The organism is Hyphococcus sp. (genome assembly GCF_965228385.1).
In the GTDB taxonomy this organism is placed as follows: Bacteria; Pseudomonadota; Alphaproteobacteria; order Caulobacterales; family Parvularculaceae; genus Hyphococcus.
On sequence record NZ_OZ245810.1, the window covers coordinates 1228841 to 1250825 of the forward strand.

Sequence of the window (21985 nt, forward strand, 5' to 3'; positions counted from 1 at the left end):
GCGCGCAAGCGCGCGTTTTAAGATCGTGGGTTGAGAGAAAGCGTCCGTTAGACTATGTTCAATTCAAGCGCTCAAGTTCGGCGTCGATTTCCAAAAGAAACGCCTCACTCTGTTTCCTGAAACGCGTCATCCGAGAAGTCGCGGCTTGGTGCCAGCCTTCGGTCATGATGAACTGGCGACTAAATACGGGATCCTCGCAAAGTTCAGTAAAAGGACGATGCAAGACAATCTGCCCGCGGCTAACATCTCCTTTCGGCGCGACCACGGACACCGAAGGATTTCGAAGAATGTGATCGTCCCACATGAGTTCGTAGTTTATCTTTAGTTGGGACCGTTCATCCGCTAGGCGAGAGTCATATATGTTCAATTCGGCCCGAAAGGCATCTGTTAACAATTCAAGATATTGGTCATTTCTAGCAAGCTCGCGCAGCGAATTGTCAACAAACGACGGAAGGATATCGCCGCTCATGACGTGAATGGTTTTAGTGACGGCACTTATCGCCTCGGGGGAGTCATCGCATCTATCTAGGGCAAGTATAGCGCGATCGCGCGTGGAGCGACTTTCCCCTATCGACGCGATCCTTTCCTCCAACGCTATGGTGCTAAACGACACCTCATTCTTCAACCGTACTAGAGTGTTTTTTGCGCCTTTCTTATTGGACTGCGCCTCACTCCAATTTGAGACCTGCAACGCGAGCAACACGCCCGCTGCCACAATCACGAAATCCAATCCGACTGCGAACCAATTTTGCGTTTTGACGTGTTGAGCAACGCGACGCAGCAGCATTTAAGATCCTCGGCATTGGCGCTCTGCCCCGAAAACACTAAGGGCGCGCATTTATAGTGTTTCTCTCAGGACATTGCCGCTTCGTTCCAACGCGCTTGATTGACGCCGAAGAACGTAAGCCACAATGCAAGCGACGTTTCAGCGATTAGGGCCGGGAGAAGCAAGAACACGCCGTATTCCCCCCTCAACTGCGGTGCCGCAAAAATGGTGAATGTATTCGCGATATAGCCAATTCCGGCGAGTACCAACGCAGCGCCGATTATCCGCGGAATCACCTTTGACCTCAGGATTAATGATGCAAGTATCAGGCAGTGAGCCCCGAAGAAGGCAAGACTTAGAGCAAAACCAGCGTTGAATTTCTGGACGGCGCTATAGGTCAGCGCCGCTCGCTGGGATTCCGTCAGCCCTACAAGGCCTTCTGCATTGATCAAATAACTTAGCGGCTCCAATAAGCTGCGCAGGTTCGCCACTTCCACGATGATGGCGGTCATGAATGTCAGCACCATTAGGTTAGCGATCGACTCGTCAAACACTCGAAACACGCGGTAAAAAACCCAAATCACTGGGATATTACAAGCGAGAAAAACAATCGAAGCGACGATACCGGCGCGGTAAAGACTTTCTTGCTCCATTATATTCGCCGCTGTAGCCGTCGCGTTCCCCGCCACGATAAGCTGTCCACGGACGACAATTTCTGAGAACAGGCCCCCGGCTACAATGATTAGGTAACAGATACCGGCCAACCGCACTGGCGGGATCTTATCTGTCCATTCTGGCGATCGCATTTTGCCTCGAAGATTAGTGTCGCTATCAGTCTGACGTTATCTCTATTGTAACCGTCCGTTGAACGCGGCCTAAAGCCTCTAGGCTGGGTCAGTCACGCTGTTTCTGCAGCGTAAGGCCACGGGAGGAGTTTGTCTAGGCGGATGATTTTGCAGTTTATAATCCGGCCGAGAACGCAAGCACGCGGTTTCACCGCGTAAGGCAGTTTGCGTCCTGATGATACCCGCAATTTGTTTTATCTGCCAATAACATCCGCAAGCGGATCGTGCGCCCGCACGTGGTCGAGACCGATTACGACACCGCGAAGCACGTCGTCCGATATTGAACTGCGCGAAGCCAAAGCGAAAACAGACCGGCGCTTCGCTGATGACGCGTAGCCTTTGACACCAATAAATAGCCGGTTCTTAGTTAAGTACACGATTGGCGGAGGGGGTGGGATTCGAACCCACGGGACGCGTAAACGCCCAACGGTTTTCAAGACCGCCGCATTCGACCACTCTGCCACCCCTCCGGGCCGCGCCCCGCCGAAAGTGACGGGATAAACGCGAAATGCTGGAGCGCACAGATAACGGGCTGCGCGAAAATGACAACCCGAACAGGCGATTTCGCCGCCAGTTGCCGCCGAGTGGCGATTCGATTAATCGGTTAGCGGCGTTCGGCTGCGGCTAAACATTAACAGGCGTGATTACACCCCATGCGCATCTCCCGGTTTTTATTAACGGTTTCGCTTATCTTTCTGGCTGCGGCATGCGCGACAGCGCCGCCTGCAAGCCAGCCGGACGACGCCTCGCCCCATTACAAGATCGGCAAACCTTACAAAGTGAACGGGCGCTGGTATCACCCGAAAGAGGATCCAGATTACGTCGAAACTGGCGTTGCTTCCTGGTATGGGACCCAGTTTCACGGGCGCCTTACCGCCAATGGCGAGATATTCGACATGAATTTGCTTTCTGCGGCGCACACGACGATGCCGCTGCCGTCCATGGCGGAGGTGACCAATCTGGCGAATGGCCGGTCCGTCACCGTGCGCGTCAACGACCGGGGTCCGTTTGCGCATAACCGGATCATCGATATGTCGCGCGAAGCGGCGCGCCATCTCGGATTTGAGCGGGACGGCGTCACCCGCGTGCGGGTCCGCTATAAAGGTCCCGCTCCATTAATGGCCAAAGCGCCGGCGGAGCCGGGCCGGCGCTATGCGCGCGAGACGAGACCGGACCGGGTGGCACGCGCTGCTCCTGTGCGCGATCCTCAGCCGGCAAGCCCGGAAGCTGTCCCTGAACCGCGCTCGGATCGCATTTCCGATCTGCTCACGAGCATGGAAAGCGCTCCTGCGCTCACACCGGGAGCGGAAGAAGTGGCCATTGCAGAGGCTCAGAGCGGCGAGGCGGGCCCAGGCGACCTCCCGGCCGCTGATATCTCCACACCGGATCCGGACGATGCGCGCCTGGTCGATCCAAATGCGAGCCCGGCGGGTGCGCCGCAGGCACTCTACATCATTCGCGTCGCAGCGCTTGCCAGCCTCGACAATCTGGACGCATTGCGCGCGCAGTTGGGCGATATCGGGACATTACGGCTGTCACGAGTGGAGACAGAAGGCGGCGCAACCTTCTACAGGGTCAATCTGGGCCCGTTTTCATCCATCGAAACGGCGGCGCAGCGATTGGAAGCTGTTCGCGAAGCAGGCTATGCTGACGCGGCGCTGGTCACGTTGACGCCTTAACCTTGACGTAAAAACAACAGCTTATATGCACATCTTATGAATAACCCGAGATATTCGAGGAACCGAATGTTGAAATCGTTGAGTTTAATCGCACTGCTTTTTTCGCTTTTTGCTGTACCCGCAGCCGCGCAAACCGCACCGATTGAAACCCCCGCAGAATACGCGATCATCATGGATTACCGAACTGGAGAAATCCTCTTCGAAAAAAATGCGCGTATCCCCACAGCGCCCGCGTCCATGTCGAAACTCATGACGGTCGCGATCGTTTTTGAGCGACTGAAAAACGGCTCGCTTCAACTGACGGATGAATTCGAAGTCAGCGAAAAAGCCTGGCGCGAACGCGAGGGCTCATCCATGTGGGTGCGAGTGGATACGACAATCCCCGTGATTGATCTTTTGCGCGGCATCATCGTGCAGTCCGGCAATGACGCCTGCATCGTGGTTGCGGAGAATATCTCCGGTTCAGAGGAAGCTTTCGCCGAACACATGAATCGCAAAGCGCGCGAGTGGGGTTTGAATGATTCCACTTTTGCAAACCCGCACGGCATGCCGGACCCAAATCAGAAAATGAGCATGCTTGATCTTGCAAAGCTGACCCGGCGTATAATTTCGGAATATGGCGAATATTATGCTTTGTTTGCGGAGCGTGAATTCACCTGGGAAAAAATACGTCAGGAAAATCGCAACCCGTTGCTGGGATACGTTGAGGGCGCGGATGGATTAAAAACGGGGCATACGGAAGAATCCGGATATGGTCTTGCCGGATCTGCAGTTCAAAATGGCGAGCGGCGTATTGTCGTCGTCAACGGATTAACGTCGAACCGCGAACGCACGACCGAATCAGCCCGCCTGATCCGCATCGCTTTCAATGATTTTATAAACAAGACATTTTATGCGCCTGGCGATGTCGTCGGCGAAGCGGATGTTTTCAAGGGTAAAAGCGCAAGCGTCCCCCTTATCGCAAGAACGCAAGTGAATATGCTGTTACACCGCTCCCAGATAGCTGATGCGAAAGCCACGATTGTTTATGAGGGTCCGGTGGCTGCGCCGATCAGGCAAAATCAACAAATCGGCTTTGTGAAAATTGAAACGCCCGGCGGCGCAACACGGGAATTTCCATTGTCGGCGGGGCAGGCGGTTCGTGAAACCGGTATCTGGGGCAAGATTGGTCTTGCAGCGACCAAACTGCTTGCAAAACCCGCCAATGAGGAGGCTGCAGCCGCGCAGGAATAAATGACAACAGCTCAACGACCTACGGGCGTCTTCATCAGTTTAGAAGGCGGGGACGGGTCCGGAAAATCCACACAGTTAAAATTGCTGGCGGATTCGCTGAAGGCGATTGGCCATGATGTTGTTACGACGAGAGAGCCTGGCGGTTCAGACAGTGCGGAAGAAATCAGAAAGCTAATCCTGGAAGGCGATGCGGACCGGTGGTCGCCTTTAACAGAAGCGCTTCTGATGTATGCTTCACGCCGTGATCATCTGGAGCGCACAATTTTGCCCTCGCTGGCGCGCGGGGCCATTGTAATTTCGGACCGCTTCGCAGACTCAACCATGGCGTTTCAAGGAATAGCCGGCGCAGTCGGAGAAGATACAATACACAAGCTGCATGCGCTCGTTGTTGGCGAGCACAACCCCAATCTAACGCTTATATTCGATTTGCCCATTGAGGAAGGTTTGCGTCGATCAGGCGATACCGGCGTCGAACAGCGGTTCGAATCGAAAGGCGCAGCGTTTCAGGAACAGGCAAGACGTGCGTTTTTAAAGATAGCTGAAAGCGAACCGCATCGCTGCGCAGTTGTTGATGCGCGCGGCGATGTCGCGGATGTTGCAATCAGGGTTATGGATAAAGTCCAGAAGCGTTTGCCGGCGCTTTTTAAAAATTGCTGATACTTATTTCCCTGGGCCGCTATTATTGCCTGCTGACGGAGAATACTATTTTACGATGGAAGATGCCGAATTTATCCCCCCGCAAAATCGCATCGACTCGTTTGGTCACGAAGCGCTCGAAAAGCGTCTGCGCCAGACCATGGCGGACGGCGCGCTCAGTCATGGCTGGATAATCTCAGGGCCCAGCGGCGCCGGAAAGGCGACGCTGGCGTATCGGTTGGCGCGTGCGCTGCTTGAACCGCAAGCACTGACTAGCAACGATAGTCTGCAAATGTCGGATATGGCTCGCGCATTCAGATTGATAGCATCAAATGCACATCCGGATCTGTTTGTCGCTGAACGGATATGGGATGCGAAGAAAAGCAAATATCAGACGGATATAACGGTAGACACCATTCGCAGGTTAACCGGTTTTCTAAATAGAACCGCGGCTGAGGGCGGCGCGAGGGTAGCTATCATAGATACGGCTGATGACATGAACCGCAACGCCGCCAACGCTCTTCTCAAAGTACTGGAGGAGCCGCCGCAAGGCGCTGTTCTGCTGTTGCTTTCGGCGTCGCCAGGCCGCCTGTTGCCGACCATCCGATCGCGTTGCAGAACCATTGAAGCACCGCTTCTCGAACAGTCGCAACTTTTCAGGTTTTTATCGCAAGAAGGCGTTGATCCCTCAACCGCAGAAATAGTATCCGCTGTCGCAAAGGGACGACCTGGTTATGCGTTGCAACTTGCGAGTAGTGAAGGCGTTGAGGCGATCAATCTTGCGCGATCTTTTTTGAAAATTGCCGTTTCACATGGCGACCTTTCCCGTATTATTGCCGGCGTGAGTGGAAAAGCCGGTGAAGGGCGATGGCCTATTTTCCGGGATATGATCCTAACGATGCTCAGCGATACCGCCCGGGATGCAGCACGAGGCAATAATAACAATACGCATTTATCGTACGAGACGCCTGCGCTATTAATGGCGTGGGAGGGGCTGAAAGCGCTATTAATACGCGGAGAAGCATTAAACCTGGATCGCGGACAGTTATTACACGCCATGGCGCATGATTTGCGCGAGGCTCTTTTTTTACGGGCCGCATAGGACCAAAATATGTTCGTTGATAGCCATGTTAATCTTCACTCGGAAAAATACGCCGAAGATGCTGGCGAAGTACTGACAAGAGCACGGAGTGCGGGCGTAAAGACTATGCTGACGATTTGCGATCAGTTAGATTCAAATGATGCTATTAAGGCGATTGCTGATTCAGACCGGGATATATGGCGTAGCGTTGGCGTTCATCCCCATCACGCCAATAAACATCCCGACCTTTCCGCAGAAACGCTCATGCAGATGACCAACGATGAAAAAGTGGTTGGCGTTGGCGAATGCGGACTGGATTTTCATTATGAATATTCTGACCGGGACATTCAGAAGACAGTTTTTAAAGCGCATATTGACGTTTCCCGCAATACAGGGCTGCCGCTGATTATTCATACGCGCAACGCGGACAACGAAACCCGCGATATATTGGAGCGAGAATACAGGGAAGGGGGCTTCACGCCTCTCCTCCATTGTTACACGGGAGGCCCAGCCCTAGCGAACGCGGCGCTGGCAATGGGCGGATATATTTCGTTTTCCGGTATCATAACTTTCAAAAACGCCGGCGATGTTCGCGCCATTGCGGAAACGGCGCCGCTCGACCGCATCATCATCGAAACCGATTGCCCTTATCTGGCGCCAGTTCCATATAGAGGCCGACGAAACGAGCCTGCATATGTCGTGCACGTCGCCGAAAAACTGGCTGAAATTAAAGGCGTTTCCTTAGATGAAATCGCCCACGCGACTAGCAATAACTTTTTCCGGCTATTTTCTCGCGCTATTGATCCGCGGACAGCATAATGGCCACAAATCTTCGAGTTACGATTTTGGGGTGTGGGTCGTCTGGCGGCGTACCCAGATTTGGCGGAGCTAACGGCGCTGGCGACTGGGGCGCATGTGATCCGAATGAACCGAAAAATCGCCGGTCGCGATGTTCAATACTCGTACAAAAAAAACATCCAGAGTTTGGGTTTCAACATGATAAAGTGACAAGCGTTCTGGTGGATACGTCGCCGGATATGCGGACGCAATTGTTAGCAGCGCGATGTTCGCGTCTTGATGCGGTATTGTTTACCCATGACCATGCAGATCAATCACACGGCATAGACGATTTACGTGTTTTTGCTTTGCAAATGCGCAAACGAATTCCGGTATACATTGATACTGAAACTTCAGGCGTTCTGCTTGATCGCTTTCGCTACTGTTTCGAACAGGCGCCGGATAGTCCGTATCCGGCAATACTTGACAGAGTAGAGATGCCGGCATGCGGCAAGTGGTTTTCAGTTGATGGACCAAGCGGAGAAATTCCAGTAAAAGCATTCCTGCAATATCATGGTAGCGTTAACTCCCTGGGGTTTCGTTTTGGAGATATCGCGTATTCCAGCGATGTCGTAGATTTTCCCGATGCGAGTTACAAAGAATTAGCCGGCGTAAACTCCTGGATTGTAGACGCGCTACAATATAAGCCGCACAATACGCATGCGCATCTCGATTTAACGCTGGCGTGGATCAAAACGCTCAGGCCGGCGCGCGGTGTGTTGACCAATTTACACATTCATATGGACTATCAGACGCTGAAGAAATCAACGCCGGAAAATGTCGAGCCAGCCTATGACGGCATGCAGATCATGGGTCAGACATAGTCAAACCATTACGCCAAGGTGTATAAATATTACGAATGAGCGATCTTTAAATAATTTACTTTGGACGATATTTTGACCAGAACAGGACCTGTTTTCGCCGCGATTATTAGAGAAAATCTCGGCTAATACTGCTAGGAAATTCGCTATCATGGATCTCCATTATTTTTTGCCTCGGCCAGATTTACGGCCGTATGTACGGGCATATTATTATTTTTCTTCGGAACATGCGTCGGCGCAACCGCTTTGCGCCGAACTTGGAAATATACGCGTGATGTTGGATGGCGGCGGTTTCCTGGTCACGCCAGACGGGGCCAGGCATCATATTTCAAAAGCTTTTCTCATAGGACCCACTATGGGCGCGTACTGTATGCAAGCGCGGGCCGGTACACGCGTCTTCGGCGTCGGGATTCGGCCACAAGGATGGAATGCACTGGCGGGCTTTGATGCTAATGAGGCGGCTGATCAGGTTATAGACTTAACCGATTTTGCGGGCGCGCGTGCGGCCTCCCATATAGATGCAATACGCAATGCAAGCGACTTCCACACGATGGCGGATGCTGCTGACAGGTTTTTCTCAAGTTTGATTTCAATGCGAAAAAAAAATGCTAACGCTTATCCTGCGGCGCTGGAAAAATGGCTGATGGACCCAAATGACCCGTCATTAGACGATTTGTTGGCATCGATGAGCATATCCCAAAGACAGACGGACAGGCTAGCAAAGCGATACTTTGGCGCTTCGCCCAAATTTTTGCAGAGAAAATATCGCGCGCTGAGATCGGCGGATCGTATTCGGGCTGGCGCTGTAGGATGGATGCAAGCAGCCGGTTGTAATTTTTACGATCAATCGCATTTTATCAGAGAATTCAAAACCTTTGTTGGCGTAACACCAAACCAGTTCATTTCAAATCAGGCCGAGTTGATTACCGAAATTCAGAGACGACGCGTACAAAAAAATCCAGGGGGTCTGCTTGGAAGTATTTAGCGGGTTTGTGCGCCTGATGGCCAAAATTTCCTATAGCCAATCATTCTATTCTGTATTTTGCATTTCTCTATGGGAGAATACCGCTACCAGGGCCGTGCTGGGGGAGAGTTTACAGGATGGGCCTTGGTTTCATGGAAGTGCGCCGTTTAGATCAATTTTCAGGCGGCGCACTTCCATTGCACAAAAACATGAACAACAGAATTTTCGACAATACAAATTGTGCGACAATATCTATGATTGTACTAAAAATTGTATATCTCCGCCAAAATGGCAGTTTTCGCTGATTGTTGGGCTGAAGATATTGGGATTTGGCGGTGATACGCGAACTGTAACGGTTCGCGGTGCTGGGCCAAGTATGAGATGGACACAATACCCTCAACAGAATGACGACCAGATTTACAAAGTGCAGATATCAACAATTGTATATCTGACATAAATTCTAATGGTGGAATCTAATTGTTGGCGGAGACCGCAGATAGATTGACGATCATCGTAAAAGATAGCTTTAGTCTGCATAGCTTTTCGTAACGAAGAACATGAGAAAAACCACTTTCATGGTATAATTTTCAAAATGCGCGCATGTTGCTTTATGAGGTAGCCCCGAGAATTCGCATCATTTCCCCTGCTGTTGTTTTAGACCGCTTGTTATTATCCAAAATAGATGATTGAATTTATATAAGTTTTCAATTTTTGAGCCATTAACGCAGAACTTATGACTTATTCAACTCACTCATATTTGACTGACGCACGAAATGATAACATTCTTATTGATATCAATGGCGATTTAACACCTCGAGACGAAGCAAGAGTATCGGTATTCGATTCAGGTTTTGTGCTGGGTGATGGTGTGTGGGAAGGCTTGCGCGTTCATCCGGGGCCTGACGGTAGAGGCGTGACGCCGTATTTAAAGCAGCACCTAAACCGCTTATATGCGGGCGCTAAAACGTTAGACTTTGATATTGGTGTTACACAAAACGCATTAGCAGAAAGACTCTATCGTTGCATAGATGCGAACGAAGCCCATCGCGGCGTCCATATACGCTTGATGGTTACGCGCGGCGTCAAAGCTACGCCATATCAGGACCCTCGGGTTACTATCGGTAAAGCAACGATAGTAATTATTCCAGAGTTCAAAACGCCCTCCCCTGAGGTGTCTAAGGTAGGTTCAAGACTGTTTACGGTACACATCCGACGCGGATACCCTGATGTTCAGGACCCCAAATTGAATTCGCACTCAAAGTTAAATTGTATATTAGCCTGCATTCAAGCTACGAAGGCTGGATATGATGAGGCGCTAATGCTTGACCCTCATGGCTTTGTTGCGACGTGTAATTCAACACACTTCTTTATAGTGCGCGACGGTGAAATATGGACCTCAACCGGAGACTTTTGCCTGGGCGGAATAACCAGAGGCACAATTTTACGCCTAGCCCGTAATCACGACATTACAGTACATGAAAAACGCTTTTCGTTACATGATGTCTATAGTGCGGACGAGGCGTTCATTACAGGCACTTTCGCAGGCGTGACCCCTGTCGCCTCCGTTGATGACCGAACAATATGCGTAGAAAAAGGGCCAATCGTAAAACTTCTACAACAATTCTATAAAGAAGATATTGAATCTGAGGTTAGTAATGGCCGTTAGACCTTATTCAGGTTTCCGTAGAATTGCCATGCTTTCCGGACCACGCAATATATCTACAACTATGATGCGGGCTTTCGAAAGTAGACCTGATACTGCCGTAGTTGATGAACCTTTTTACGCAAGTTATCTCGAGGCGAGCGGCGCCCTTCATCCGATGCGTAAACAAATTATAGCTGCACAATCTTCCGACTGGAAACAGGTACTGGAGCAACTAAACGAGCATAAGAATAAGCAATATCAGTATACATTCGAAAAACATATAGCATTTCATTTTTCATATGCACCGCAAAAGTTGAATTGGCCTGAAAATGCACTTGTATTTCAATTGATCCGAGAGCCTCGCGCTACTATCGCGTCTTATCATGATAAATATGAGGATGTAACGCCGATTATTGACAGTTATAAAATACAGCGAGAAATATTTGAGAATACTAATGCGCCTATCCTGGATTCTACTGAAATTTTAAAGTCTCCAAAACGTGCCCTTGTAATACTTTGTGATGCGCTGAACATTCCATTTTTTGACGAAATGTTGGCTTGGAAACAAGGTCCGCATGAATCGGATGGGCCATGGGCTAGCCATTGGTATAAAGCAGTGTGGGAATCCTCGGGGTTTCGCGAATATAAGAAGAAACCAATAAACCTTACTTCTGATCTGGAAAATGTCGTGAAAAAATGCACCCCAGATTACGAGATACTATATCATAGTCGACTAAAAGTTGACTGAGCTCAGTAAAATATTATCCGGCGAAATTCCTAACGTTACACAGCGCTTTTTTAAGTACAACCGCTGATGAAGACTGACTACCGCAAATTTAAACCTATAAATGCTAACTTGATTTTTCTACTTGAGTAAATTCAAGTTCGACAGGGGTAGCGCGTCCAAAGATGGAAACTGCGACTTTGACGCGTTCAGCATCTTCGTCGACTTCTTCAACAATACCTGAAAATGAAGCAAATGGGCCATCATTGACTCGCACCGTTTCTCCGATGTCGAATGTAATAGTGGACCGGGGGCGCGTTTCACCCTCTTCGATAACACCCCGAATTCGATCAACTTCTTTTTGTGGAACAGGCATTGGTTTATTCCCGGAACCAAGGAATCCTGTTACTTTGGGCGTATCTTTTACCAAATGGTACGTGTCGTCATTCAAAACCATGTTGACGAGAACATAGCCCGGAAAAAAGCGGCGTTCTGTATTGACTTTGCGACCACGTCTTATTTCCGTCACATCCTCAGTCGGAACATATAATTCCTCTATCAGATGCTCGAGGCCTTTTTCTTTAGCTGCAAGCAAGATTGCTTCTGCAACTTTTTTTTCAAAGTTCGAGTACGCGTGAACGATATACCAATTTGCGGCCATGTTCGATAAACCCGGTGTTTGATTAATGGCTAAGGTGAGACACATTCAATAGGCAAAATATTGCAAACAGCGAAACGTAAACCCTGGTCTACAAGAAAAAAGAACAGCGCCATAATCGCAACCATTATCAAAACCATAATGGTCGAAACGATCGTTTCATTTCTCGTTGTCCAGGTTACTTTTGCCGCCTCATTGCGCACCTGTTGAATGAATTCAAAAGGACTTGTCTTTTTTTTATTTTTAACTTCCGTAGCTTTACCTTCAACGAGGGGAGATTTGCCGCCGGACTTTGTTTTTTTAGCCATATTCGATATGCCTTCCAGCCCTGAATATACAGCTTTGTAAACGCCGAAGTGACGTCAATTTACCTACAAGCTTTATGGGATTATTGACCTACGTAAATGATTTTATCGCCGCGTCAAGCGGTAATTTGAAAAAATCAATTGCTTTTGTTTGGTCCCCAGCTCTGATTGTAGGGGTTTTCTGCGCCCAACGGCCCTTCAAACCATGGTTGGCCGCCCAGAGGTCCGGCTAATCCGTAATTTGAAAGAATTGTACCTGGAAATTCCTTAGCTAATGCCTCATTCACAGCGCTGTTTATTCGGCCTCCTGGTTCACCCCACAAAAATGCAAGGTAATGCTCCTCAGTCATCTCGCGAGGCTTTTCAAAATGTGAGCCGCCTTCGTAAGCTCCTATGAATTTCACACCAAATTTTTGAGCAGCTACTCTGTGCGCGCGCCACTGTTTCAGGTTCCAACTTAAAGTTGAGATCGAATTGGCAGGCCCCTCGAGAAACCATTGTTCCAATGCTTGCAGATCATTCGGCTCAACCCCATCGCGTTTAAGGTGAGTGGGATTTGCGCCCCAATAAGAAGCTACCGATACGCCAAATGCTTCGGCGTGGGACGTCCATGACTCATTCTGACTTTCAAAATACGCTTTAGCACCCGCCAGCGCGGATCGTGTCGTTCCTACATTTCCGGCTTGGCCTTCCATAACATATATGAGGTTTTGCGTTCGTCCGGCTTTTTGCAGACTCGCGTCAAGCGCCAGCTTTAGTCGCGCCATAGCGGCGCCATATCCGGTTCTGGTACCCCCGCCCAAACTATTGCCTAGCGCGCCGGCATAACGTGTCGTGAAATTATATTGACCAGCGTAGTTCCAGACTTCATTGGAAACAGTGACATATAAAGCTCGATCCTGTGGGTACCCGCTATCGATGAGTGCGGAGACGAACTTCTCCGCATAATTCTCCCATTCGTCGCTTTCGAAAATATTTTTTTGCTCAGCGGTAATCGCGTCAGTTATATTGTTGAGCCATTGCCCGGCATTTTCATCGTAAATTGCCATGTCAAATATTCCAATTGGCGATCCCAGAGTTATGGGCGCATGAACCCACAATGCAGCGCCGGATTCAACGCCAAGTGCGAATACACTTTTTAGCGGAGGACCCAAAAAAGGTTGCTCGATCTTTTTAGGAGACTTCCATTCGACATTGCCCCAATGAGCAGCTTGCGAACTGGCCAATTGATCAACCGATCGAATAGTGGCGCGATTGGCTTTTTGCATGTCCATTGTACGAATTATGTCATATCCGCTAACCGCCTTTAGAAAAGCAGGGTTGTAAATTTTTCCGGCTTGCAACGCATCTTCATTTACGGCCCGATACATACGCAGTGAAACAAGCGGCGAGCTTAGTTTATGGACTTGTATAGCCATATGGTAAGGCGTGATTTTTCGTTGAGCGTCTCTTGTGAATTCAATCCGGCATTTTCTGGTGCGGGTTATGCTTTTTTCTGGAAAATACAGTAATTTAATACCTGCATTGCAATTACCGTCGGCAGTCTGCCAGTCCAGCACCCATTCGCCGTCCCAATGAGTTATTAGGTCTGTTTTCGGCGGTGAGGAAAAGAAGACCCGGCTTGTTAGGGTCTCACCATCAGGAAGAGAAGACGGTAAACCTATTTTTGAATCCAAATGACCGGTTGCGTATAATTCAGGCACATCAAAGTTTTTTGATGTCCAACGGGCGTCACTAGCGTATATTATATTGATGTACGGCTCTTCAATATTAAACGGCGCAGGCGACCAGGGCCCTACTTGATAAAGTGGTTGTTTGTTATCTGAATTTTCTGTTGAAGGCGCTATAGCTGCATCATCAGAGCTTTCACTCTGTGCAGAACAACCTGAGATTGAAACGTTGGTAACAAGAAGAAAGCCGCAGGCAATACAAAAAATTCTGAATGGCAAAATCTTACTCCAAGAATTCATATGATATAGATACGGTAGAACGTTAAATCTTGTGAGGGCTCAAGGCTTTTATTTTCAGGAATCACAAGTCTTGTTTCAAAGCACAATGGCAGGGGCGGAGGGACTCGAACCCCCGGCCCTCGGTTTTGGAGACCGATGCTCTACCAACTGAGCTACACCCCTAAGGCCTGACTGCATGGATTAAGCCTGATGGCCAGAAATTTCAATAGATTTTAATGATCATACCCTAGCCATTCTAAAATAATATCAGCTGCTAACCCTGCCGCAGGTCCCTGATTTCCGGATAGCTTTTCAATTAAAGGTGGAAATGCAGCAATCTGAGCCTCCCGGATTTCACCGCCAGTAAGCAATGGATAAAGCGCACTGGCTACATCCACAGGCGTCAGGCGCTCTTGGATAAATTCAGGAATAACCTCCCTACCCGCTGCAATATTCACTAAGGATGCGTAGGGCGTTGTAACGGCAAACCGCACATAGGCGGCAGTGAGCCGCGCCATTTTATAGCAAACTACCATTGGCGTATTGTGTATTGCCAATTCAGTAGTAACTGTACCGGATGCGGCCAGAGCCGCATCCGCAGCAGCAAATGCATCATTGCGTTGTCTATGATCGACAATTTGGACTGGAACTGGCCAATCTTCCAAGATGTCCGAAAATTGCGCCGACACACCAGGCGCAGCAACTAGCACTAGGTTGAGTTCGGGAAGCCTTTCCTTGAGCAGTGCAGTTACCATTTTAAATGGTTCAATGTGTCGTTCAACTTCAGTTCTCCTGCTACCAGGAAGAATTGCCAGTATCGGAGCATCTTCTATTTTGTAACGGAGTCTAAACGCATGAGCATCACCCAGATTGCTTTTCGTTTTTTGAAAACCGGAATGGCCTACGCTTCGTACAGGGATGTTTGCATTATTGAAGTAGGGAATTTCAAAATCAAAAAGGCAAAGCAGAAGATCAAAATATTTGGATATTTCTTCGGACCGTCTTGGACGGGACGCCCAGACTTGCGGTGCTACATATTTTATATTTAGTGTTTCAGGTGCGGATTTTTTAATTTTCTTTGCCACTAATTTTGAAAAAGACCAGCTATCCACGAATATTGCACACTCAGGTTTTTCGTCTAATACAGCTTGAGCAAGTTTATTTGATGCGCCAATCGCTTTGGGCAAAGCTTTAATGGCGTCAACTGGACCAAAAACTGATAACTGATCAATATCAATAATACTTTTCAGGCCAACAGAAGCTAACGCAGGACCTCCGCACCCAAATACTGAAATGTCTGAATGACGGTGACGTAACTCTTCAATAAGTTCCGCCGCAAGAGCATCGCCTGATGTTTCGACCGCAGAGATAAATACTTTCATTTTGTATGTTATATTACTCTTTCAAACCATCAGTGGTAATTCCATATATAAAAATATTGGCTTCGTCAGCCAAATTTATGGTTTCGAGCTGATCAATGATCAGCGTTTGATGGCTTTTCACTGCAATCCCGGAAAGCCGCGCCTGCTTAGCGTTTGAAATTGTTTCGGGACCAATTGTAGGTAAATCAATACGTAAATCTTGATGAGGCTTTGGAATTTTAACGAGCACACCGCATTCACTTACATCATTTGGTAACAACGCTGATCGTTTGAGCATATTGTCCGTGCCTTCAGCAGCTTCAACCGCAAGCACATATCCATTTGCTACGATTGCGCCTTGCCCTACATCAAACTTTCCGAGCGTAGAAATTAATGCATGTCCCTTTTTTATATCCATCATATTTTGCATCGATGGTTTGTGCTTACCAATGACTCCTGTTGGAGCAACCAGGTTGTCAGTTATGTCGTTTGCGCCGATAAGGCGAAACCCTTCCTTTTCAATTATCCTAGATAGACTGTTGAGAATATATCCATCGCCGCGCACAGCAGCGGCAATTATTCCGGGTAACAGCCTGGCGCCAAAAGCATCAAGGTTTAAACTTGAAAAATTGGGCCTTTTAACGACACCCGCTAAAACAACAGCGTCACAATTGGACGCTCTTAAGGAGTCGAGGATTTTACCAGCTTGACCAATGCCGCAGTCGACCCCTGGGAATTTATTCAACGTTTCATCTGCTATTGCCGAAAGTCTAATTACAAAGAATGGAAATGATTTTTTCAAACATGCATTAATCAGTTCTGTGGGCAACGCCCCTGCGCCGGCGATAATACCAACCTTTTTCCATGCAGTCATTTTGTTAGCGTGCCGGCGTCATAAGAGGACGAGACTTTGTTTCATCTACAAACTTCAGAATGCGGAGCACTTCTTCACTATGAGAAAAGCTTTTTCGCACAACTTCGACTCTTTCACGAAACGTATCCTTTTCAGAGAATAGTAAAGTGTAAGCTTCACGAAGTTCTTTTATTGTCGCACGAGAAAACTTTTGTCTCTTAAGTCCAACAACATTCAAGCCAACTAAGTATGCATGGTTACCGATAGCTGAAGCAAAAGGAATTATATCCGACGTTACAGCCGCACATCCGCCAATAAATGCATAATCGCCGATGCGGCTAAATTGGTGTACTGCGCATAGCCCGCCCAGGAATGCCATTTCGCCTACCGTGACATGGCCACCCAAAGTTGCATTATTGGCGAAAATTACGTTATCCCCGACGCGGCAATCGTGAGCGATATGCGCCCCAGTCATGAAATAGCCCCCGGCGCCGACACTCGTCTCTCCGCCGCCTTCTATTGTGCCGCAATTCATCGTAACATATTCACGAATGGTATTGTTTTTCCCAATTACCAGTTTTGTTTGCTCATTATCAAATCGAAGATGCTGCGGCGGGCCGCCCAAAACCGAAAATGAGTGCACGGACGTTCCAGCGTGGATTTCTGTATTTCCTGTGACTACAACATGAGCATGGAGACTTACACCGCCGTGAAGCCGTACCTTGCTTCCAACATAACAAAAAGGCCCAACTTGTACTTCGCCAAGTTCGGCTCCATCTTCAATTACTGCTGTAGGATGAATTGACATCACAATACGTTAAACAGCTTGTGCAAGCATTGCAGAATAATTTGCTTCAGCTACGCGTTTATCATCAACAGTGGCTATTCCTTCAAACTTCCACACCGGCGCTCGACGTTGAACTGTTCGAACAGCAATACGTAATTGATCTCCGGGAATGACTGGTTTTCGAAAGCGCGCCTTGTCAACTCCCATAAATAGTACAACTTTTCCTTCAACATCTAATCCTTCAGTATAGGCAACATAAGCTGCAGCGGATTGAGCCATTGCTTCTATTATCAACACGCCTGGCATGACGGGCTTTTGAGGAAAATGGCCTTGAAATATCTGATCACTGTAAGAAATATTTTTAATTCCAACAGCCCCCTCCCCTGGTCTGATATCGACAAGCCGATCCACCAACATAATTGGATATCGATGAGGTAACAGTTGCATTAACTCCTCGACTTCGAGAACATTTTTTCCCGGCTCAATTTTTGCCATGGAACTAACCATTCCTTTTCTTCGTTAATTTTGTCAGCAACGACACTTCCCGAAGCCATTCCTTGATCGGTTTGGCTGGACTTCCGCCCCATTTTTCGTCCGTGGGAACGTTTCTCATCAAACCTGAACCAGCCGCAATCAATGCCCTGTCGCCAATTGTTAAATGATCGGCAACGCCTACCTGCCCGCCCATCATAACGTTATCGCCAATTATGCAACTCCCGGATATACCTGTTTGTGCGGCGATAATACAATTTTGCCCAATAATGACGTTGTGGCCGATTTGAACTAGATTGTCGATCTTCGTACCAGCGCCGATTTCAGTGTCATCAAGCGCTCCACGATCAATTGTTGTATTTGCCCCAATCTCGGCTCTTTCTTTTATAATGACCCGGCCTAATTGTGGAACACGCACCAGACCATTGCGGCCTTGAGTAAATCCAAAACCAGCTTGCCCAATCCTCGCGCCTGAGCTTATACGGGCTTCATCTTCGATAATAGCGTGTTTTATAGAGACGCCGTCTTCAATTACACACCCGGCCCCCAGCACTACACCCGCACCGATGTAGCTGTTCGCACCGACTGTAACGTTTTCTGAAATCATAGCCGACGCAGAAATGTATGCATTTGCCCCTATGTGGACGTCATCAGAGAAACTGAGCCTTTGTTCAGTGTCAATTACCTCTGTATAAAAAGCATCAGCACAAATAGCGAAATCGGCTTTTGGAAAATCTGAAACAGCAATAGCGCCACTTGCAGTAATTCGATCGGCTAATCGTTGGGTGGTTAAACATAAGCCAAATGAAGCCGGGTTTACTTTCTCAATATGCCGGGCGTTATCACAGTAAACAACGCAATAACTATCGCTTTTAGAATGGGATGCTACGCCTGTTAACGTCGTATTCGGATCACCCAATACAAGTTTTGCCCCGGCAAGGCCAAGCATTTCCGTAATCGTCTTGCGAGACGTTACCTTAAAAAAACGGTTGTCTGGCATTGCAAATGTTTCTTTATACAAAAACGGCCGGCGTAAAACGCCGGCCGGGTGAGAGTGAACTCATATCGAAGCAACAGTTAATTACTGATTTTGTGCTTTCGATTGCGCTTCTTGTATGCGTTTTTCGATTTCGGCCAACGATATTTTCTGTACCTCCACGGAGGATAGTTTCTTATCTAACGCCGAAATGACCTCCTGTGTGACATCAGTTTCAGGCGCCGCATACATCACAGCTGAGCGATCCAGCAAAATAGTAGCGCCTCTTTTGTCAACAATATCCTTTAAAATAGGCTGGCTTTCGACGAGAATCTTAGCCTGTGCTTGTTGCACTACGCCGGAAAACGCCTGCTCCATTATCTGAACCCGTTGAGGCAGCCCATACTGAGAGCGAACAGTAAGGTCTTGCTCTGTCTTCTGGCGGACTTCGTCTGACATTAAAGAAGCATTCTTCTGGAAACTTTCAATTTCCTTTTTCAGTTTGCCGGCCTCGCCTTCTAACTCCTGTTCGACGCTGGCTTTTAGCTTTTCAGCCTGTTCCGGAATTGTTTTGCCGGCCTTGGATTGGGCGATTAATTGCGCGCGATCTACGATTAAGATCACGGGCGTTCTGCCGTCACGCTGTGCTTCCGCCTGGCTGAAGAACGCCGAACCCGCTAGTCCGGCAGCCATTAGCGCCAGACACCCGGAAATTGTAATTATCTGTTTTCTCATTTTACACCTCTACCTTATCCTTAAAAGCTCGTCCCCGCGCTAAATCGAAACCCTTCCGTCTGATCATACTCTTCTTTCATCAAAATCTCAGCAAAATCAAATCGAACAGGGCCAAATGGCGAATCCCAGCTTACTGTGACCCCAGCCGTTACGCGTAGGGATAAATCATCTTGAACCGGGGCCAGCATGCGACCGTCACCAACATCGACAAAAAAGTCAGGATTGTCGTTAATTAGCTTCGTACTATCATCCACCAACCCAACGGTGCCAAAGTCACTAAATAAAGCAGCTTTAATACCATATTCAGCAGGAAGAGGCAGCGGTATCAAAATTTCCGCAGAACCAATAGCATAAGCTTTTGCACCAATAGACTGGCTTATGAAACGATCGCGAGTTGTATCGTAGCTACGAATAAAACGAGGCCCCACACCGGCAACTTCAAAGCCTCTAAATGTAGACGCTCCTTCAAAAAATCTGTCTGATAACCGCACACTATCTCCGGCATACCCATTTATGTATCCTGCACGCCCTTTAAGGGCGCCGACAAATCCACCGAAAAGCGGATGGTAGTAAGCGCCGTTAAATTCAGTTTGATAATAGTTCACATCTCCACCTAGCCCGGCAATACTCACGTTAGCGCCAGCTCTCCATCCACGACTCGGAGTAATTGGGTCATTTCGTTTGTCGAAAGAAAGGCTAAACCCAACTAAAGATGTCAAAAAAGATCCACGGGACTCACAACTTGGTGTCAGAAATGCATTAATTTCTTCACATGGTTGTCTGGTGAAGAATTGCTGCTGATTGCCATCATCATCTACGATTGGCTCATTATTATTATTAAAAGCTGGCACCAGATCAAAATCTGCGCCTGGTATCAATACTAGTGCAGGGTCAAAATTCTCATCTACTAAATTTGTTGTGCGATCAATTTCGACTTTATCACGAGTGATTAAATAATTCACACCGCCTCGGCCATATTCAGAGACCTGAAAACCAGCATTAAGACCAAGACCGATCCGGTCACGGACGAAGCCGGATTCTCTGAAATCGGTTCGCTGGTTAAATATTGAGCCACCCGCCGCAAGATTTCGATCAAGAAAGTAAGGTTGGGTGAATCTTAAATCGACCTGTCGCGTTCGAGAGCTTGCCTGCACACGGAAACGCAGAAACTGTCCGCGTCCCATGAGATTACGCTCCTCGACCGATAAATCGACGATAAAATTTTCTGTAGATGAGACGCCTACGCCAACGCTGAACGATCCCGTGGATTGTTCTTCTACTGAAACATCAAGCTCCGTTCTGTCAGGCGCGGAGCCGGGTTTTTCTTCGATTTCCACTTCTTTAAAATACCCAAGCGAACGAATGCGCGCCCTTGAGCGATCCATTAAGACTCGATTAAACGCATCTCCTTCAGCAATTCGAATTTCGCGGCGTATGATTTTATCAAGGGTTCGCGTGTTACCCTTGATATTAATGCGCTCAACATAAACGCGCGGACCCTCGTTTACTTCAAACGTAATATCAATTGTGTTCGACTCAGCGTGTCTGGATAGACGCGGATTTACATCAACAAACGCATAGCCAGCAGCGCCAGTGGCAAACGTTATTGCCTCAACTGATTTTTCTATCTTCTCTGAGTCAAAGATTTGCCCCTCGCGCATAGGAACAAAATTCACAAGGGCGCCGCCGTCCAGCTTTGCCAGCGTCGTCTTTACGCGAACTTCGCCGACAGTATACTCGGGCCCTTCATCGACAGTGAAAGTAATAAAAAAGTCTTTGCGATCGGGTGTTAATTCAGCAACCGCAGATACGACTGAAAAATCAGCGTATCCATTTTGACCGTAATGTTGGCGAAGCAACTCGCGTTCATACTCAAGGCGGTCCGGATCATAATTGTCAAAATTCGTGAAAAACCGCCACCACCGGCTTTCTTTTGTCAAAACTACGCCGCGAAGCTCGTTGTCCGTGAAAACTTCGTTGCCGATAAAATTTACTTTTGCGATGCCTGTTTTTGGCCCTTCGGCGATCTCATAAATGACATCGATACGGTTTTGCTCCAGAGGCGTAACCTTAGGTGTCACTGTCGCCGCAAACCGCCCCTTTGCACGATAAAGTTCTATAATTTTTTGGACATCCGCCTGCACTTTTGCACGCGTGTACACGCCGCGTGGCGCCAATTGTATTTCTTCGGTGATTTTGTCTTCTTTTAAACGCCGGTTTCCTTCGAAAAGCACCCGATTCACAATTGGATTTTCAATTACGTTAATTACGAGAATGTTGTTGGGTTGCATCTCGAGTTTAACGTCAGAAAAAAGCCCAGTTCGGAACAAGGTTTTAAGCGAAATATCGAGAAGCTCTCCATCAGCGGGCATACCTGCTTGCACCGGCAGATAAGAGGCCACAGTTTCGGGCTCAATGCGTTGATTGCCGCGAACAGCAATTCCTTGAATGACTGGCGCCGGTTGGTCAGTGAAAAGCTCGTTTACAACCTGCGCTGCTTGTTGCTGCTGCGCTTGGCTGGGTACATTTCCGTCTTGTGATGTTTGCGCATTTCCCGAACCCAGGGACTGGACAATAATCGCCGCTGTAAACGCCAAAATACGTATCACGTCGCCCCCCGACTTGTACAAACTCATGT

At 48.3% G+C, this 21985-nt stretch carries 21 protein-coding genes and 2 tRNA genes; 9 read left to right on the forward strand and 14 right to left on the reverse strand.

Annotated features, from left to right (window positions below; genetic code table 11):
- Nucleotides 1-58: 58 nt before the first annotated feature.
- From ACQK2Q_RS05735 to ACQK2Q_RS05745, 3 genes are all read right to left on the reverse strand, one after another.
- Nucleotides 59-787 carry a hypothetical protein gene (locus tag ACQK2Q_RS05735; RefSeq protein WP_425408786.1) on the reverse strand — a complete coding sequence of 243 codons (729 nt, stop codon included), beginning with the start codon at nucleotides 785-787 and terminating at the stop codon, nucleotides 59-61.
- A 65-nt stretch (nucleotides 788-852) separates the two neighbouring features.
- Complete coding sequence (locus tag ACQK2Q_RS05740; protein ID WP_425408787.1) at nucleotides 853-1572, reverse strand: DUF4386 domain-containing protein; 720 nt, start codon at nucleotides 1570-1572, stop codon at nucleotides 853-855.
- A gap of 419 nt (nucleotides 1573-1991) precedes the next feature.
- Nucleotides 1992-2081 (reverse strand) — tRNA-Ser (locus tag ACQK2Q_RS05745).
- A gap of 183 nt (nucleotides 2082-2264) precedes the next feature.
- Between ACQK2Q_RS05745 and ACQK2Q_RS05750 the strand changes: the two genes are divergently transcribed.
- The 9 genes from ACQK2Q_RS05750 to ACQK2Q_RS05790 all read left to right on the forward strand — a co-directional run bounded on the left by ACQK2Q_RS05750 (nucleotide 2265) and on the right by ACQK2Q_RS05790 (nucleotide 11255).
- Nucleotides 2265-3290, forward strand: a complete 1026-nt coding sequence (locus tag ACQK2Q_RS05750) for a septal ring lytic transglycosylase RlpA family protein (RefSeq protein WP_425408788.1) — start codon at nucleotides 2265-2267, stop codon at nucleotides 3288-3290.
- A 66-nt stretch (nucleotides 3291-3356) separates the two neighbouring features.
- Nucleotides 3357-4523 (forward strand): D-alanyl-D-alanine carboxypeptidase family protein, encoded by a 1167-nt coding sequence (locus ACQK2Q_RS05755; protein ID WP_425408789.1) that lies wholly within the window; start codon nucleotides 3357-3359, stop codon nucleotides 4521-4523.
- Nucleotides 4524-5180, forward strand: coding sequence for a dTMP kinase (gene tmk, locus ACQK2Q_RS05760; protein ID WP_425408790.1), 657 nt, complete (start codon nucleotides 4524-4526; stop codon nucleotides 5178-5180).
- A 55-nt stretch (nucleotides 5181-5235) separates the two neighbouring features.
- Entirely contained in the window at nucleotides 5236-6261 is a 1026-nt protein-coding gene (locus tag ACQK2Q_RS05765) for a DNA polymerase III subunit delta' (RefSeq protein WP_425408791.1), read from the forward strand.
- A 9-nt stretch (nucleotides 6262-6270) separates the two neighbouring features.
- A complete protein-coding gene (locus tag ACQK2Q_RS05770) occupies nucleotides 6271-7059 on the forward strand; it encodes a TatD family hydrolase (protein WP_425408792.1) in 789 nt (262 codons plus the stop codon).
- A gap of 185 nt (nucleotides 7060-7244) precedes the next feature.
- Nucleotides 7245-7901 (forward strand): MBL fold metallo-hydrolase, encoded by a 657-nt coding sequence (locus ACQK2Q_RS05775; protein ID WP_425408793.1) that lies wholly within the window; start codon nucleotides 7245-7247, stop codon nucleotides 7899-7901.
- A 148-nt stretch (nucleotides 7902-8049) separates the two neighbouring features.
- Nucleotides 8050-8883: a helix-turn-helix domain-containing protein gene (locus ACQK2Q_RS05780; RefSeq protein ID WP_425408794.1), complete on the forward strand. Its 834-nt coding sequence runs from the start codon at nucleotides 8050-8052 to the stop codon at nucleotides 8881-8883.
- A 712-nt stretch (nucleotides 8884-9595) separates the two neighbouring features.
- Nucleotides 9596-10528, forward strand: coding sequence for an aminotransferase class IV (locus tag ACQK2Q_RS05785; protein ID WP_425408795.1), 933 nt, complete (start codon nucleotides 9596-9598; stop codon nucleotides 10526-10528).
- The gene (locus tag ACQK2Q_RS05790) at nucleotides 10518-11255 is read left to right on the forward strand and encodes an HAD family hydrolase (protein ID WP_425408796.1); all 738 of its coding nucleotides are present in this window, start codon (nucleotides 10518-10520) and stop codon (nucleotides 11253-11255) included. Before ACQK2Q_RS05785 ends, ACQK2Q_RS05790 begins: the two co-directional genes overlap by 11 nt.
- Before the next feature lie 103 nt (nucleotides 11256-11358).
- On the opposite strand, the gene nusG is transcribed toward ACQK2Q_RS05790, so the two are convergent.
- The 11 genes from nusG to bamA all read right to left on the reverse strand — a co-directional run bounded on the left by nusG (nucleotide 11359) and on the right by bamA (nucleotide 21983).
- On the reverse strand, nucleotides 11359-11892 hold the full coding sequence (nusG, locus tag ACQK2Q_RS05795; protein ID WP_425408797.1) for a transcription termination/antitermination protein NusG: 534 nt from the start codon (nucleotides 11890-11892) through the stop codon (nucleotides 11359-11361).
- Between the two features lie 29 nt (nucleotides 11893-11921).
- Nucleotides 11922-12197, reverse strand: a complete 276-nt coding sequence (gene secE, locus ACQK2Q_RS05800; protein ID WP_425408798.1) for a preprotein translocase subunit SecE — start codon at nucleotides 12195-12197, stop codon at nucleotides 11922-11924.
- A 134-nt stretch (nucleotides 12198-12331) separates the two neighbouring features.
- On the reverse strand, nucleotides 12332-14143 hold the full coding sequence (locus tag ACQK2Q_RS05805; RefSeq protein ID WP_425408799.1) for a hypothetical protein: 1812 nt from the start codon (nucleotides 14141-14143) through the stop codon (nucleotides 12332-12334).
- A 107-nt stretch (nucleotides 14144-14250) separates the two neighbouring features.
- Nucleotides 14251-14326: transfer RNA gene (locus ACQK2Q_RS05810), tRNA-Trp, on the reverse strand.
- A 50-nt stretch (nucleotides 14327-14376) separates the two neighbouring features.
- Nucleotides 14377-15525 carry a lipid-A-disaccharide synthase gene (gene lpxB, locus ACQK2Q_RS05815; protein ID WP_425408800.1) on the reverse strand — a complete coding sequence of 383 codons (1149 nt, stop codon included), beginning with the start codon at nucleotides 15523-15525 and terminating at the stop codon, nucleotides 14377-14379.
- 13 nt (nucleotides 15526-15538) lie between these two features.
- Complete coding sequence (locus ACQK2Q_RS05820; RefSeq protein ID WP_425408801.1) at nucleotides 15539-16378, reverse strand: LpxI family protein; 840 nt, start codon at nucleotides 16376-16378, stop codon at nucleotides 15539-15541.
- 4 nt (nucleotides 16379-16382) lie between these two features.
- On the reverse strand, nucleotides 16383-17165 hold the full coding sequence (gene lpxA, locus ACQK2Q_RS05825; RefSeq protein WP_425408802.1) for an acyl-ACP--UDP-N-acetylglucosamine O-acyltransferase: 783 nt from the start codon (nucleotides 17163-17165) through the stop codon (nucleotides 16383-16385).
- A gap of 9 nt (nucleotides 17166-17174) precedes the next feature.
- On the reverse strand, nucleotides 17175-17639 hold the full coding sequence (fabZ, locus tag ACQK2Q_RS05830; RefSeq protein ID WP_425408803.1) for a 3-hydroxyacyl-ACP dehydratase FabZ: 465 nt from the start codon (nucleotides 17637-17639) through the stop codon (nucleotides 17175-17177).
- A 4-nt stretch (nucleotides 17640-17643) separates the two neighbouring features.
- A complete protein-coding gene (gene lpxD / locus ACQK2Q_RS05835) occupies nucleotides 17644-18657 on the reverse strand; it encodes a UDP-3-O-(3-hydroxymyristoyl)glucosamine N-acyltransferase (RefSeq protein WP_425408804.1) in 1014 nt (337 codons plus the stop codon).
- Nucleotides 18658-18717: 60 nt separating this feature from the next.
- Entirely contained in the window at nucleotides 18718-19347 is a 630-nt protein-coding gene (locus ACQK2Q_RS05840) for an OmpH family outer membrane protein (RefSeq protein ID WP_425408805.1), read from the reverse strand.
- Nucleotides 19348-19367: 20 nt separating this feature from the next.
- The gene (gene bamA / locus ACQK2Q_RS05845) at nucleotides 19368-21983 is read right to left on the reverse strand and encodes an outer membrane protein assembly factor BamA (protein WP_425408806.1); all 2616 of its coding nucleotides are present in this window, start codon (nucleotides 21981-21983) and stop codon (nucleotides 19368-19370) included.
- Between the last annotated feature and the right edge of the window lie 2 nt (nucleotides 21984-21985).